This is a genomic window from Paenirhizobium daejeonense, assembly GCF_014280875.1.
In the GTDB taxonomy this organism is placed as follows: domain Bacteria; phylum Pseudomonadota; class Alphaproteobacteria; order Rhizobiales; family Rhizobiaceae; genus Allorhizobium; species Allorhizobium daejeonense.
Genome location: NZ_JACLAL010000002.1, coordinates 87,142 through 102,123 on the forward strand (window position 1 = coordinate 87,142; position 14,982 = coordinate 102,123).

A 14,982-nucleotide genomic window follows, 5' to 3' on the forward strand; every position below is an offset into this window, starting at 1 on the left:
GTCCTTATGTAAGCGCCAGAGGCGGATTTTCACCCCTTCTGGCAAGGATAAAATTGTATTTTGCCAATTTTATCCAAGTCTTCCTTGTTCAGTCCTCATGCGGCCTTGCCGGACAATTTCCGCCGTGCCGCAATCCGCGCGAAAATCCCGATGGCGAGATCGACCTCCTCGCCCGTCGTCGAGGGACCGAGAGACATGCGCAAGCCTCCCGTTTTCGCATCCTCGCCCATCGCGGTCAGCACATGGCTCGCCCCGACCTTGCCTGAGGAGCAGGCAGCGCCCGCCGAAAGCGAAAGCCCTTCCAGATCGAAGGCGATCTGACCGGTCTCGGCCTTCAACCCAGGCAGGGTGAAGAAAGAGGTATTCACCACTCGCGTCACGTCGTGGCCATAAATCACCACATCCGGCGCGGCCTCTCGCATGCCTTTTTCCAGCCGGTTGCGCAAGGTGCCGATTGCCGCATTGCGCGTATCAAGACCAGCCGTCATGAAGGCAGCCGCCGCGCCGAAACCGGCGATGGCCGCGACATTTTCGGTACCGGCGCGATGGCCCTTTTCCTGCCCACCGCCGCGAATGAGCGGCGCAGGCATCAGGGTCTCACCGCGACTGACAAGCGCTGCAGCCCCTTTGGGCCCCGCGATCTTGTGAGCAGAGAGGATCAGGAAATCAGCACCGAGGCGCTCGATATCCAGCGGCAGCCGACCGGCAGCCTGCACGGCGTCGACGACCAGCAGGCCACCGCGCGCCCGCACAATCTTCGCCGCCGCTTCCACCGGCTGCACGATGCCAGTCTCGTTATTGACCAGCATGATCGCGACCAACGCCATACCGTCCTGCGGATCGAGCTCGGCAAGCAGGCGCTCCAGCGCTTCGAGATCGACCACACCGCTGCGCAGCACGGGGATTTCGGTGACGCGGTCGGCCGGAAAACGACCACCCTCGCGGATCGCCGGATGCTCGATTGCCGATACATAGAGACGACCGACGAAAAGCGGAGCCCGGCCCATGCGGAAATGCGGAGTCAGCACCAGATTGGCGGCTTCGGTTGCGCTCGACGTGAAGATCACCGATGCGGGACTGGCGCCAACCAGGGTCGCAACATCCCGGCGGGCAGCCTCGACGACAGCACGCGCCGCACGCCCTTCGGCATGAACGGAGGACGGATTGCCGGGGAGCGCAAGCGCATCGACCATGGCAAGACGCGCGGGCTCGCAAAGCGGCGCCGTGGCATTCCAGTCGAAATAGATGCGTTGCCTGTTCATCGGCTCTTTACTGATGCTCCTAACCCGCAACCGGCGCATTTTCCTTGAAATTTCCGCCGGGCTTGTCCTATGACACGATCCAACATGGATGGACAGCCATTCAGTTTTGAACTGTTCTAAACTGAGTCTTAGAAAAGCTGACTTAGTTCGTCAAGTCAGATGTCTGAAACATCAGTTGGTGAACCGGATTTTTTCTCAGGGACCGGAGTCTCAATGCCCGAAGTGATTTTCAATGGCCCGGCGGGCCGCCTCGAAGGACGTTACCAGCCCTCCAAGGAGAAGAGCGCGCCGATCGCCATCATCCTGCATCCGCATCCGCAGTTCGGCGGAACGATGAACAACCCGATTGTCTATCAGTTGTTCTACATGTTCCAGAAGCGCGGCTTCACCACCCTGCGCTTCAACTTCCGCAGCATCGGCCGCAGCCAGGGTGAATTCGACCACGGTGCAGGCGAGCTTTCGGATGCCGCTTCCGCACTCGACTGGGTGCAGAGCCTGCATCCCGACTCGAAGAGCTGCTGGGTCGCCGGTTATTCCTTCGGCGCCTGGATCGGCATGCAGCTCCTGATGCGCCGGCCGGAAATCGAAGGTTTCATGTCAATTGCTCCGCAGCCGAACATCTATGACTTCTCGTTCCTAGCGCCCTGCCCTTCGTCCGGCCTCATCATCCATGGCGATTCCGACAAGGTCGCACCGGAAAAGGACGTCCAGGGCCTCGTCGACAAGCTGAAGACCCAGAAGGGCATCCTGATCACCCACAAGACGATCCCGGGCGCCAATCACTTCTTCAACGGCCAGGTGGAAACACTCATGTCCGAATGCGAGGACTATCTCGACCGCCGCCTCGACGGCGATCTGGTGCCGGAACCGGCTGCCAAGCGTATCCGCTGATAACCAGAACAATTCGTTCAAGGGCGTCGACCGAAAGGCCGGCGCCTTTTTCTTTGCGGTGTCATCCCAGCAACATTGACAAGGGCGATGGAGATAGTTCTCAATTGAACAATTGAGACATCGTCCCTTTCAGCCAGCCAATGATACGACCCGCAATGACCGGAAGCCTTTCCTTCGATGCCATCGGGTTTGCCGGAGGCGGAAACCGCTGCTACTGGCAGAGCGGTTTCTTCGAAGCCCTGAACGCGCGGTATCCCCAACGTCCCGCCTACTATGTTGCCGTCTCTGCCGGAGCTTATCACTGCGCTATGAACCTTGCCGGTGTTCGCGACCGTGTGCTCGCCGCTGCCTTTGCCTTTGCCGAACGCGGCCTCCCCGACATTGACTGGTCCGCCTTGCGCCGGAGGCGTTCACCACTGGTGGTCGGCGGACTGTTTCGCGATTTCCTGACGGAACAGTTCGGCGAGACGGAACTGGCTGCGCTACACGCCGCGCCGCCGATCCAGATCCAGCTTTCGCTCCCGCCGGCGTGGATGCCGGGAGGACTTGCCGCTCTCGGCTCGATCACCGCCTACCAGATCGAGAAGCGCCTCACCGGTGGCGCACATTCGAAGGCGGGTTCCTATCTCGGATTGAAGCCCGCATGGATATCCACCCATGAGATCGACAGCCCGGCGATGCTCGTCGACGCGATCATGGCGACTTCCTCGGTGCCGCCCTTCATGCCGGTCGGCAACATAGCCGGCAGTGCCTGTCTTGATGGCGGACTGGTCGATAATCCACCCCTCCGCAAGCTCACGGAAACCGAGAATGAGGGTGGTCGAACACTGCTGCTGACGACCCGCTACGGCAAGATCCCGCCTTCCGCGGCAGGGCGAATCGTCGTCGGCCCGAGCGAGGATATCCCGATCGACAAATTCACCGTCGGCGATGCGGACGGATTGCGTCACGCCTGCGCGGTGGGACGACGGGACGGAGAGACATTTGCCGAGCGGCTTCCGGACCTGCTCTCCGGCTGAAACGTCCTACTTCCGGGTCCGGGCCACGACGCCGCCGCTCACAGGCTGGCGCGCACCGGTCGTTCCCGGAAAGGTCAGCGGCAGCCCCTTCAGCGAACGTGCCGCGAGATAGGCCCACGCCTCCGCCTCCATGGCATCGCCATCGAAACCCGCATCTTCGGCGGATAGTACAGCCGCTCCATGATACGACGCGAGTTCCCTGAGATCCGCCATGATGATGCGATTGTGCCGGCCGCCGCCGCAGATGATGAAAGTCTTCGGCATTTCCGGCAGATGACCCGCCGATTTCAGGATCGCGGCAGCCGTCAGATAGGCAAGTGTGCGCGCGCCATCGGAAAGCTCCGCTTCGCCTCCCTCCGGCGGCAGGAAATCATTGCGATCGAGCGAACGGCGCTTTTCGGCGGTGAAGAACGGATTGTCGAGGTAGCGTTCCAACAGGGACGCAACCACCCGCCCTTCGGAGGCGATCATTCCGCCCTGATCATAAGGAACGCCGGCATGGGTTTCGACCCACTGGTCGATCAGCGTGTTGCCTGGTCCGCTGTCGAAGGCGATGATCGCGCCATCGCGTCCGAGGAAAGTCAGGTTGGATATGCCGCCTATATTGACGAAGCAGACCGGCCATGCGGCATTCTTCAACCCTTCAGCCAATGCCGCGTGATAGGCGGGAACCAGCGGCGCGCCCTGCCCGCCATGCACCATGTCATTGGCGCGCATGTCGTAGACCACATCGATGCCGGTTTCCGCCGCCAGCAGCGCCCCGTCACCGACCTGCACCGTCAGCGCCTCATCGGGCCGATGCAGCACCGTCTGGCCGTGGAACCCGAGAATGTCGATGTCGGCGGCGCTCAATCCGTTCAACTCAAGAAACTGCCTTACAGCCTCCGCATGGCGTAGCGTCAGTTCCCGTTCCAGATCAGCAAGAATACCCGGACGCTCCGTCCGCACGCGGATCGTTTTTGCATCCTCCAACCCCTGCTTGAGACGCTCGCGGAAAGCAGGGGCATAGGGCACGGCGAGAAACGGACCGCGCTCGATGACGTTTTCACCATCGGTCGCCAGCATGGCTACATCGATTCCGTCCATCGATGTGCCGCTCATCAGGCCGATTGCCCGCATCAGTTCACTCACGCTGCCCTCCCGTCCTTCACGGCTTCCGATCTCGGCTCGAATGAGTCGCATCAGCAACATTCATGGCCGAAAGACGTGCACATTTCAAAAAACAGTGCTAAAGCCGCCGCGAAATTTAATGTCCCGCACGATCCAGAGAGTTCCAAGGTCATGACGAAGCTCAAGTCCGATTTCCTCCGCACCATGCATGAGCGCGGCTTCATTCATCAGATTTCCGATGAAAGCGGCCTCGACGATCTGCTGAGCAAGGAAAGCGTCACGGCCTATATCGGCTTCGACCCGACGGCGCCCTCGCTGCATGCCGGCGGCCTCATCCAGATCATGATGCTGCACTGGTTCCAGGCGACCGGCCACCAGCCGATCTCGCTGATGGGCGGCGGCACCGGCATGGTCGGCGATCCTTCCTTCAAGGAGGAAGCACGCCAGCTGATGACCATCGACACGATCGAGAGCAACATTGCCTCGATCAAGCGCGTCTTCGCCAACTACCTCGACTACGACAAGGGGCCGAAGGACGGCGCCCTGATGATCAACAACGCCGAATGGCTGCGTTCGCTCAACTACCTCGAATTCCTGCGCGATGTCGGCCGCCACTTCTCGGTCAACCGCATGCTGTCCTTCGACAGCGTGAAGACCCGCCTCGATCGCGAACAGTCGCTGTCCTTCCTCGAATTCAACTACATGATTTTGCAGGCCTACGACTTCGTGGAGCTGGCCAAGCGCTACGACTGCCGGCTGCAGATGGGTGGCTCCGACCAGTGGGGCAACATCGTCAACGGCATCGACCTCGGCCACCGCATGGGCACGCAGCAGCTCTACGCGCTGACATCGCCGCTGCTCACCACGTCCTCGGGCGCCAAGATGGGCAAGTCGGTGAACGGCGCCGTCTGGCTGAACCCGGACATGCTGTCGGCCTATGACTTCTGGCAGTACTGGCGCAACACGGAAGACGCCGACGTCGCGCGCTTCCTGAAGCTCTACACGACACTGCCCATGGACGAGATCGCTCGTCTTGCGGCGCTCGGCGGCTCTGAGATCAACGAGGTCAAGAAGATCCTCGCAACCGAGATCACCGCCATGCTGCACGGCCGCGAAGCCGCCGAACAGGCAGCGGAAACCGCTCGCAAGACCTTCGAGGAAGGCGGTCTTGCCGAAAACCTTCCGTCGATCGAGGTGCCCGCCGCGGAGCTCGACGCCGGCCTCGGCCTGCTTTCACTGATCGTACGCGCCGGTCTTGCCGGTTCGAACGGCGAAGCCCGCCGCCATGTTCAGGGTGGTGCGGTCAAGATCAACGACACTGCCGTCAGCGACGAGCGCATGACCATCGGCAGCGGCGAAATCACCGCCGATGGCGTCATCAAGGTCTCGCTCGGCAAGAAGAAGCATATTCTGGTTCGCCCGGCCTGATCGGGCCGGACAGCCGTCACTGGTACGGCCAAACATGGATAGATAATTGAACCGCTCGCAACGCCCGTTGCGGGCGGTTTTTCTTTCCGGCAATCTCACGGACCTGATTTGGGAGGAGGTGCGGCATGGAGAAATTCACCGGTGGCTGTTTGTGCGGCAATATCCGCTTCATTGCCTCGGGGCGACCGTACCGGGTCGGCATATGCCACTGCCTCGACTGCCGAAAACATCACGGAGCCCTCTTTCATGCCTCGGCGATATTCCCGGAAGCGTCGGTGATTATCAAAGGCGAAACCCGCGACTATACGGGACGGTTCTTCTGCCCCCGCTGCGGCTCCTCCGTCTTTTCTCGAAGCGGCGATGAAATCGAGGTCAATCTTGGCTCTCTCGACAAGCTCGACCAGTTCAAGCCCACCTACGAACTCTGGACCATCCGGCGCGAGTCGTGGCTGCCGCCATTTCCGCTCGACAGACGATATGAACGGGACCGCGAGCCCGCGAGCCGATTCGAAGAATAGATCGCTCCGGGGTCAAACCTCAATCAGGATACTGCGCGCAGAACACCTGTCCTGATTGAGTTTTGACCCTGATTACCGGAACTCGAAGATCTGCCGGAAGACGCCGGGCGCGATGATCGACAGCGGATTGATCGTCAACTTCGGCTGCTCGGTCGCACCCGACAACTTGAAGGTGATGCCGAGCAACCCGCGATCCCGACCGTTGCCAAGCAGCACGCCGATCACCGGCAATTCGGCAAAGAGGCGGTTGAGGCCATAGGCCGGCATGAAGGTGCCAGTCATGTCGATCCGCCCATCGGCGTCCCGCACGGTTCCCTGAAGCGTTGCGCCGACCTGCTCGCCACGAACGATGCCGTTTTCGATACGCAACGCCGAGTCCGAATAGACCAAGCGAGCAAAGGCCCGCTGGAACCGTGCGGTACTAACGTCAATGTTGCGTTTAACGGCACTATTGAGGCTCTGGCCATTCGCGCCAGTCGGCGTGGAGACGATCGACTGGAGCCGCTGCTCATTCTCCACCTGGAAATTGCGGATATCGAGCGATCCATTCCAGATCCCGTTTGCCCCCTCGGCAAGCTTCAGATTGAGGAGGCCTCCGACCATGTGATCGTAGAGATTGATGAAACGGCTCAGCGCTCCCGCATCGCTGCTGGTCACGGAAATCTCGCTGAGCCCCTCGGGCTTGCGCAGTTTCGATACCAGCGCCTGTCCGGTATCCGTCACGGCTGAGACGTCGAGCCCCGTCGTTTTTCCTGCGCGTGAGGAATATGTCAGCGACACATTGCTCATGGCCTCGTCGCCAAAGCCGACGACACGATCGAGTTTGGCCTGAAGCCGCAGGTTCAGGTTACTGTCAGCGCCACCGCCTCCGGCCTTGCCCCCGCCTGCGGCACCGCCGAAGCCAGCAGGTCCGTCGGATTTCATCTTGGCCAGGAGCGAGCGAAAATCTGCGGACTTGCCGGAGATATTGACGTCATAAGCGCCCTTGGCCGAACGCAGGGTCAGTGCGAAATCATCGCCGGGCGTAAACTGCAGGCGAGCGAAATCAGCAGAAATCAGCCCGTCCTTGCCGGTCGCCAGACTGCCCTTCGCGCCAAAGCCATCGCCATCCAGCACGAACTTGTTAATGTCGGTCTCGCCATTGTCGGCCTCGGTCGTTTCGAAGGTCGCCTTGGCATTAATGCCCTGCCCCTTCGACCAGCCGATCCATGGCACCATCAGGTTTGCCGATTTCAGGTCGACGCTCACCGCCTGCCGTTTCTCATCGAGACGGGTCAACTGGACGACGACAGGCCCGTCGACCATGTCGTCGAGACCCGGCACGAGCTTTGCGCGAGCGGCGTTATCGAGAGTGGCCTTTACCACGCGCTCACGCGCCACATCCGAATCGGAATCGACCGGCTCCGTCATGGCGATTTCCATGGGAACGCCGTCGATGCCCGCCTTGGCCTGAAGGCGCGCGGCGCGCGGATCGACATCGAGCGTTCCGTCGATGTTCGAAATCTTGCGATCGCCAAAAGGCTTGGCGACATCGACGCCCTGAAGCTGGAGGTTCGCCTTCCATACCGGCTCCGGCGGCTTCTGATCAGCGATCAAGCCAAGGCGAACCTGAGCGGTGCCGTGCACGGTGCCGGAAAAGTCTTCCGGCGCAAACCCCACCCGTTGCAAGGCCCGCATCGGCTTGAACGAAACGAGCTCTGCAACACCGTCGGCAGCACCGGAAACGGCGATATCGATGTCGGCCATCAACGGCTTTACATAGACGTTTTCGAGCCCGAGCCTGCCGCTGTCGATCTTCACCATGCGGCCAGAGGGGAAATAGGAGGTCGCAGTCTTGATATCGACGCTGACCTTGCCGCCGCTCATGTCGAAATGGGCGTCCATGTCCCTCAGCGGAGGTATCTCGCCAGTAACGTTCATCCGGGCATCGACGATGTCGAAATTGATGTTCAGTTCGTTGGCATCGAGATGCAGCGGCTTAGGCTCGACGGACAGGCGGTTCTGCGGAATGAAAACCGAAATCTGCCCCCGCGTGACAGTCCCGCCAAAGACATTGGCCAACACCCATTTCCGCGGTTTATCCGCCATCCAGTAGGGCCACAGCTGCTTGATGACGCCAGACCTCATGTTGTTGACAAGCGCATCGAACTGGATTTCCGGTCCTGTGCCGCCGAAACGGATACGCAGGTTGCCATCCATGGTTCCGGACGGAGTGGATACTGAAAGCGTATCGAGCTGCAGCTCCTTCGCTTCATTTACATAGCGGCCGAAAACCTTGAGCGAGAAGGGAAAGGGCGCTTCTCCGGCGGCGGGTACGGAGGCGAGCCCCTCGGACACCAGCAGATCGATGCCGAACCCACTGCCACCAACCGTATTGCCTGGCAGCCGGTCTAGATCGATGAGCCCACCCGACAGCGGCAGAACCATCGGCCCGAATTCCATCCGCGAATTCGGAGCAATCTCCAGCGTATCCTTGGCAAAGTCATAGCCGAAGCTCATCTGGGCACGAGTGAGCTCCTGCGGATTGCCGTCGAAGTAAAAAGTTCCTGCCTGACTGTTCAGCGTCAGCGACATTGACGGCGGGTGTCCGTCTCCGGCCCGCCTGGCGGAGATGATGACCTCGGAAGATCCGTCCAGCCCCTGCCTTGGACTGCCCGTCTTGTCGCGCTTCAGCATGAAGGGGGTCAGCCTGAGATCAGCGATTCTCATTGTCAGGGACTGCGCCCGACCGCCATCGTTGACCGTCAGCGCCGTCAGTTCCGTCTGCTGGCCATTGATGGAAATCGCACCGTAGATCGAAAGTGAGTTATCCTTGCCCCGCTCTAACGCCAGATCGTCCACGGAGATCGTCAGTGGACCGCCGCTGACGCTGGTCGAGGAAATCTCGAGGCCCCCGACACGCATCCGATCAAGGCCCCCCTTGGCAATGAAAGATTGCACCATGTCGAGTTGAAGAAAGGAGTTTTCCAGAACCGCCGGGATACTGTCGACCCGAAGTTTCGAAAGGTCGAGCGGCTCGCTGGCAGGCAGTAGCCTAGCATCGAGCGCCACGCCTTCGCTCTCGATTTCGCGCACTCTGACATGGCCTGCTAGCAACGCCAGCGGGTCGAGAATAAGACGAACGGATTTGGTCTGGGCAATCGGACTGCTGTCAGCCTCGCCGACGAGCGAAACATCCCGGGCCTCGATGGCGAGCTGGAAGCCCTCCGCGAATCGGATGGCCGTACCGCCGATATCCGCGCGATATGCAGGCTCTACAGCGGCATTGAGCGCAGAACGCGCAAAGTTGGAAAGAACGGAATCAAGGCTGCCGCTCTCGACCAGCGCAAACAGGCTGCCGGCCATCAGCAAGAAGAAGGCCAGCATTCCCAGAGACCACCGCCCGACCCCTCCAGCGAGCGTCGATCGTGGCGGACAATGCACGATAATGGGGTCCTCGGCGCCGGCCGAAGGCAATTCATGCAGAGGAATGAAGTCTTCTTTGCGAAACCTTATCTTTTCGCCGCGGATTTCTCCCATGTGCCTGGCGATTGTCTCCGTCCAAGGATGCCGATATTCACAGTCGTGCTGGACGACTTCGGTCCGGACTATATATCGATAGCGACGACAATCATCCATAAAACAGGCAAAAGAAAGGTTATCCCATGGCGGAATTGACAGTCGGCGATCAGGCCCCGGATTTCACTCTGCCGCGTGACGGCGGCGGCTCTGTGTCGCTTTCCACACTTCGCGGCAAGCCCGTGGTCCTTTACTTCTACCCCAAGGACGACACGAGCGGCTGCACCGCCGAAGCCATTGCCTTTACAGGCCTGGCCGAGGAATTCTCCAAGGCCGGAGCGACGATCATCGGCATGTCCCCCGACAGCGTCAAAAGTCACGACAAGTTTGCCGGAAAGCACAATCTTTCCATCGTGCTGGCCTCCGATGAGGAGAAGACCGCGCTTTCCGCCTATGGCGTATGGAAGGAAAAGAGCATGTACGGACGCACCTATATGGGTGTCGAGCGCACTACCGTGCTGATCGATTCGGAAGGCCGAATCGCCGCCATCTGGCGCAAGGTCAAGGTTCCAGGTCATGCCGAAGCCGTGTTGAACGCTGTTCGCGCGCTGTGAACGGCAGTCTTTCCGGCATGACGGTCAATCCATTGAACTCCCTGCGAGGAGCCGCGACTTACGCCATCCTCAGCACCGACCTGGACGAGAAGACGGAACTGGCGCAGGAGGCTGCACGCCGCTGGCATGCACGCCGCCTGTCGCTGCGCTCACCGCTCGATCCCGACCTGCCGGAACGGCCGGGACGGCCGGCAAAACCGGAACTCGTACCACCTAAGGCGACGGAAAAGCGCTCCCTGCACACCCTGCCCGGCCGCATCGCCATGCTGCATGCGCTCGCCCACATCGAACTCAACGCCGTCGATCTCGCACTTGATATCGTCGCGCGATTCGCGACCGAGCCGGTGCCGCATTCCTTCTTCGACGGCTGGATGCAGGTGGCCTTCGAGGAATCCAAGCATTTCCGAATGGTTCGCGAGCGTCTGAAGGCGCTCGGCGCCGATTATGGCGACATGCCCGCCCACGACGGACTGTGGCAGGCAGCCCATTCAACCCGGAACGACCTGACGGCGCGGCTTGCAGTCGTCCCGCTCATTCTGGAAGCCCGCGGCCTCGACGTTACCCCCTCGCTGCAGGAAAAGATGCGCGAAACTGGCGACATCGAAAGCGCCGATGTCCTGAAAGTCATCTACGACGACGAAAAGGGACATGTGGCGATCGGCGCCAAGTGGTTCCGCTTCCTCTGCGCCCGCGAACGGCGCGATCCGGCGGCGACCTTCAAGGCACTGGTGCGCGCCAATTTCCGCGGCGCCCTCAAGGCTCCGTTCAACGATGTCGCCCGCGCCGAAGCCGGCCTCACGCCTTCCTTCTATCGGTCGCTGACTTCAAAGAACAGCGACTAGCAACTCAGCCGGTCAAGGCTCAAACAACCTTTTTCAAGCCTTTGTTAACCTTAATGGTGTCTGATCGCCACAGGCAAAAACCGTTACCGGAACGGCGTTCATCGGCCTTATGAAGAGCGCTTACGGCCGATGGGACAGGGGAAATCGCGTGGCGACTTCGGCGGGAAATCGGGTCTTCGGAAAACGCAGACAGCCACACGTCGTGATTCTGGCGCGCGGCGACAAGATCCGCCACATGACGGTGCACCCCTGGATGGCGGCAGTTGCCTTCTGCTTCGTCGGCGTCATGGCGATTGGATATCTCGGCGCAACGACCTATCTCGTTTTCCGCGACGACCTGATCGGCGCCAGCATGGCGCGCCAGGCCCGCATGCAGCACGACTACGAAGACCGGATCGCAGCCCTCAGGGCCCAGGTGGATCGTGTCACCTCCCGCCAGCTGCTCGACCAGCAGGTGGTCGAGGAAAAGGTTGAGAAACTGCTGGAACAGCAGATGGCGCTTTCCTCCCGCCATGGCCGACTGGACGCCTTGCTCGATCGAGCGGAAGCCGCCGGCGCATTGCCCATCTCCATTCCCGTTCCGAACGAGAAGCCCGAAGTCACCGGCAAGCGGGCAAGCCTTTCCGGCGGACTGGATGCGATCGAGAACCTGCTCGGTCGCAAGACGGCCTCGGCCAAACCGGCTTCGGAAAAGACCAGCGGAACAGGGACGTCCGCCCTCGGCTATGTACCGCTAACAGACACTGCCGCAGACCGTTCAGACCGCCTCTTTTCTCAAATGACGCTTTCGCTCAAGGATATCGAGCACGACCAGATCGACCGTGTTCAGAAACTTGCCGACGGCGCCTCCGAGACCGCAAGCCAGATTTCCGGCATCCTGCAGCGCAACGGCATCCCACTCGACCAGGTGGACGAAAACGCGGGCATGGACGCCATCGGCGGTCCCTATGTCGCCCCTCAGGCAGCGGAAGCCTTCAACTCATCTCTGAACGAACTCGATACGGCACTCAGCCGGCTCGAAAGCGTTCGCGCCACCGCGATCCGAATGCCCTTTGCCAATCCGGCACCGGGCCGGGAAATTACCAGCCGCTTCGGCAACCGGCTCGATCCGTTCTTCGGCAGGCTGGCCATGCATGCCGGCATCGATTTCCGTTCGCCCGTCGGCGGCGAGATCCGTGCGACAGGCGCCGGCAAGGTGGTCACCGCCGGCCCTTCCGGCGGATATGGAAACATGGTCGAGATCGACCACGGTCTCGGTTTCAGCACCCGCTTCGGACATATGTCGAAGGTTGTCGTCAAGGTCGGGGACGAGGTCAATCCCGGCGACGTCATCGGCTATTCCGGCAATACCGGCCGCTCCACCGGCCCGCATATCCACTACGAAGTGCGCCGCAATGGCGAGGCCGTGGATCCCATGCAATTTCTCAACGCCGGCATGAAGCTGACATCGCTGATCGATTGACCCCGCATCGCCTGCGTGTACTCTCGCTTGAGTATCACCGGAGGAGTCGCCATGGAACCGCATGCCCTTCTGGCCTTCGCACTCGCCTTCTTCGTCTTTGCCGCAAGCCCCGGTCCCGACAACATGACGATCATGGCGCGCACCGTTTCCCACGGCGCAGCATCGGGGATTGCCTATGGCGCCGGCACGGTGATCGGCATCCTGATCTATCTGGCGCTTGCCGCCTTCGGCCTCTCGTTGATTGCCAGCGAAATGGGCTTCGTGATGACGCTTCTGCGCTACGGCGGCGCAGCCTATCTCATCTATATGGGTTTCAGGCTCTGGACCGCAGCACCCGTCGTGGCGGAGACGGCACCACAGGAGCGTAGCCGCGATCTTGCGACCGTCTGCCTGACGGCCGTCGCGTTGAACCTCGGCAATCCGAAGATGCCGCTCTTCTATCTGGCGCTTCTGCCCAATTTCGTCGGCGCGGATTTTACGACCGAAACCTATCTGAGCCTCGCCTCGACCATCGTTGCGGTCGAAGTGATCGTGGTCGGCGGCCATGTCTGGATCGCAGGGCGCGCGCGCCGGTTGCTGCGTACTCCGCGTATCGTTCGGATGGTCAATCGCGGCGCGGGCGCAGTATTGGCGCTTGCCGGAATTGCGGTAATGGCGACCCGACGCGCCAGTTGAAGGAACTGTTCATCCTTTGTTACTGCAAATCCCGTAGTTTCCTTGACTTTCCGGCTTTTTGGCACTATCCCGCGCTGACGTTAACGCCCGCGTTCGAGGGCGATGCAATTGTGTTCGCAAGAACCGGAACGGAAACAGATTTCCCTTTGACCACTTTCGCTGACCTTGGCCTGAGCCAAAAAGTACTTTCAGCCGTCACTGACGCCGGCTACACCATTCCCACCCCGATCCAGGCCGGAGCCATTCCGCCTGCCCTGCAACGCCGCGACATTCTCGGCATCGCACAGACGGGAACGGGCAAGACCGCCTCCTTCGTGCTTCCCATGCTGACGCTCCTCGAAAAGGGTCGAGCTCGCGCCCGGATGCCCCGCACGCTGATCCTCGAGCCCACCCGCGAACTGGCCGCCCAGGTTGCCGAGAACTTCGAAAAGTACGGAAAGAATCACAAGCTCAATGTGGCCCTGCTGATCGGCGGCGTCTCGTTCGATGAACAGGACCGCAAGCTGGAGCGCGGCGCCGACGTTCTGATCTGCACGCCCGGCCGGCTGCTCGATCATTGCGAGCGCGGCAAGCTGCTGATGACCGGGGTCGAAATTCTGGTTATCGACGAAGCCGACCGCATGCTCGACATGGGCTTCATCCCGGATATCGAACGCATCGCCAAGATGATCCCGTTCACCCGGCAGACGCTGTTCTTCTCGGCCACCATGCCGCCGGAAATCCAGAAGCTCGCCGATCGCTTCCTGCAGAACCCCGAGCGCATCGAAGTGGCTCCGCCGTCCTCGACCGCAAAGACCGTGACGCAGCGCCTCGTCGCAACCCACAACAAGGATTACGAGAAGCGCTCCGTCCTGCGCGACCTGATCCGCGCCCAGGAAGAACTGAAGAACGCCATCATCTTCTGCAACCGCAAGAAGGATGTGGCCGACCTCTTCCGCTCGCTCGACCGTCACGGCTTCTCTGTCGGCGCGCTGCATGGCGACATGGACCAGCGTTCGCGCATGACCATGCTGCAGAACTTCAAGGACAACAACATCAAGCTGCTCGTCGCATCGGACGTCGCCGCACGCGGCCTCGACATTCCGGACGTCAGCCACGTCTTCAACTTCGACCTGCCGATCCACGCGGAAGACTATGTCCACCGCATCGGCCGTACCGGCCGCGCCGGTCGTTCGGGTGCAGCTTTCTCGCTCGTCACCAAGAGCGACACCAAGTTCCTCGATGCGATCGAGAAGCTGATCGGCCAGAAGATCGAATGGCTGAACGGCGACCTTTCGGCGCTCCCCGCGCCTGCGGAACCCTATGACGACCGTCGCGGCAAGCGCAACGGCGGCAAGGACAAGGATAAGGGTCGCGACCGTCGCGGCAGTCATAAAACCGAAACACGCAGCGAACAGACTGCAGTCATCACGGAAGAAGTGGAAGAGGCAAAGGTGGAAGCAGTGGCGAACGAACGCAGGTCCGAAAAGCGTGGCCGTGACGCCAATCGCAATAGCCGCCCGAACCCGGCTAACGACGATCATCGCGAACGTCGCCGCAACCACTACCGTGACCATGACGACGGCCCGACGCCCGTCGGCTTCGGCGACGACATTCCGGCCTTCATGCTGATTGTCGCCAACGCGAAGGTCTGACGGAACTCACCTTTTCGAGAGCGTACGCT

At 61.0% G+C, this 14,982-nt stretch carries 12 protein-coding genes; 9 read left to right on the forward strand and 3 right to left on the reverse strand.

The genetic code is table 11. From position 1 onward, the window contains the following. Positions 1 to 95: 95 nt before the first annotated feature. Positions 96 to 1,262 (reverse strand): cysteine desulfurase family protein, encoded by a 1,167-nt coding sequence (locus H4I99_RS04080; RefSeq protein WP_163899373.1) that lies wholly within the window; start codon positions 1,260 to 1,262, stop codon positions 96 to 98. Positions 1,263 to 1,475: 213 nt separating this feature from the next. On the opposite strand from H4I99_RS04080, the gene H4I99_RS04085 reads away from it, so the two are divergent. Both H4I99_RS04085 and H4I99_RS04090 read left to right on the forward strand, forming a co-directional pair. Further along, on the forward strand, positions 1,476 to 2,153 hold the full coding sequence (locus H4I99_RS04085) for an alpha/beta hydrolase (protein ID WP_099058020.1): 678 nt from the start codon (positions 1,476 to 1,478) through the stop codon (positions 2,151 to 2,153). A gap of 155 nt (positions 2,154 to 2,308) precedes the next feature. Next, the gene (locus H4I99_RS04090; RefSeq protein WP_163899375.1) at positions 2,309 to 3,172 is read left to right on the forward strand and encodes a patatin-like phospholipase family protein; all 864 of its coding nucleotides are present in this window, start codon (positions 2,309 to 2,311) and stop codon (positions 3,170 to 3,172) included. 6 nt (positions 3,173 to 3,178) lie between these two features. Here the strand turns inward: H4I99_RS04090 and H4I99_RS04095 are convergent, their stop codons facing one another. Then, positions 3,179 to 4,303, reverse strand: a complete 1,125-nt coding sequence (locus H4I99_RS04095; RefSeq protein ID WP_164490787.1) for an anhydro-N-acetylmuramic acid kinase — start codon at positions 4,301 to 4,303, stop codon at positions 3,179 to 3,181. A 150-nt stretch (positions 4,304 to 4,453) separates the two neighbouring features. Between H4I99_RS04095 and tyrS the strand changes: the two genes are divergently transcribed. Together tyrS and H4I99_RS04105 are read left to right on the forward strand one after the other, a co-directional pair. Continuing rightward, positions 4,454 to 5,710, forward strand: coding sequence for a tyrosine--tRNA ligase (gene tyrS / locus H4I99_RS04100; protein ID WP_163899377.1), 1,257 nt, complete (start codon positions 4,454 to 4,456; stop codon positions 5,708 to 5,710). Between the two features lie 125 nt (positions 5,711 to 5,835). Further along, on the forward strand, positions 5,836 to 6,228 hold the full coding sequence (locus tag H4I99_RS04105) for a GFA family protein (RefSeq protein WP_163899379.1): 393 nt from the start codon (positions 5,836 to 5,838) through the stop codon (positions 6,226 to 6,228). Between the two features lie 72 nt (positions 6,229 to 6,300). Here H4I99_RS04105 and H4I99_RS04110 read toward each other — a convergent pair whose 3' ends face one another. Continuing rightward, the gene (locus H4I99_RS04110; RefSeq protein WP_163899381.1) at positions 6,301 to 9,747 is read right to left on the reverse strand and encodes an AsmA-like C-terminal region-containing protein; all 3,447 of its coding nucleotides are present in this window, start codon (positions 9,745 to 9,747) and stop codon (positions 6,301 to 6,303) included. 125 nt (positions 9,748 to 9,872) lie between these two features. Here H4I99_RS04110 and H4I99_RS04115 point away from each other — a divergent pair, with 125 nt between their 5' ends. The 5 genes from H4I99_RS04115 (at position 9,873) to H4I99_RS04135 (ending at position 14,953) form a co-directional block, all read left to right on the forward strand. Next, positions 9,873 to 10,340 (forward strand): peroxiredoxin, encoded by a 468-nt coding sequence (locus H4I99_RS04115; RefSeq protein WP_163899383.1) that lies wholly within the window; start codon positions 9,873 to 9,875, stop codon positions 10,338 to 10,340. A gap of 17 nt (positions 10,341 to 10,357) precedes the next feature. Further along, complete coding sequence (locus H4I99_RS04120) at positions 10,358 to 11,182, forward strand: ferritin-like domain-containing protein (protein ID WP_163899385.1); 825 nt, start codon at positions 10,358 to 10,360, stop codon at positions 11,180 to 11,182. Between the two features lie 109 nt (positions 11,183 to 11,291). After that, complete coding sequence (locus H4I99_RS04125; RefSeq protein WP_163899387.1) at positions 11,292 to 12,644, forward strand: M23 family metallopeptidase; 1,353 nt, start codon at positions 11,292 to 11,294, stop codon at positions 12,642 to 12,644. Positions 12,645 to 12,695: 51 nt separating this feature from the next. Further along, a complete protein-coding gene (locus H4I99_RS04130) occupies positions 12,696 to 13,319 on the forward strand; it encodes a LysE family translocator (protein WP_163899389.1) in 624 nt (207 codons plus the stop codon). Positions 13,320 to 13,465: 146 nt separating this feature from the next. Next, positions 13,466 to 14,953, forward strand: coding sequence for a DEAD/DEAH box helicase (locus tag H4I99_RS04135; protein WP_163899391.1), 1,488 nt, complete (start codon positions 13,466 to 13,468; stop codon positions 14,951 to 14,953). Positions 14,954 to 14,982: the final 29 nt, after the last annotated feature.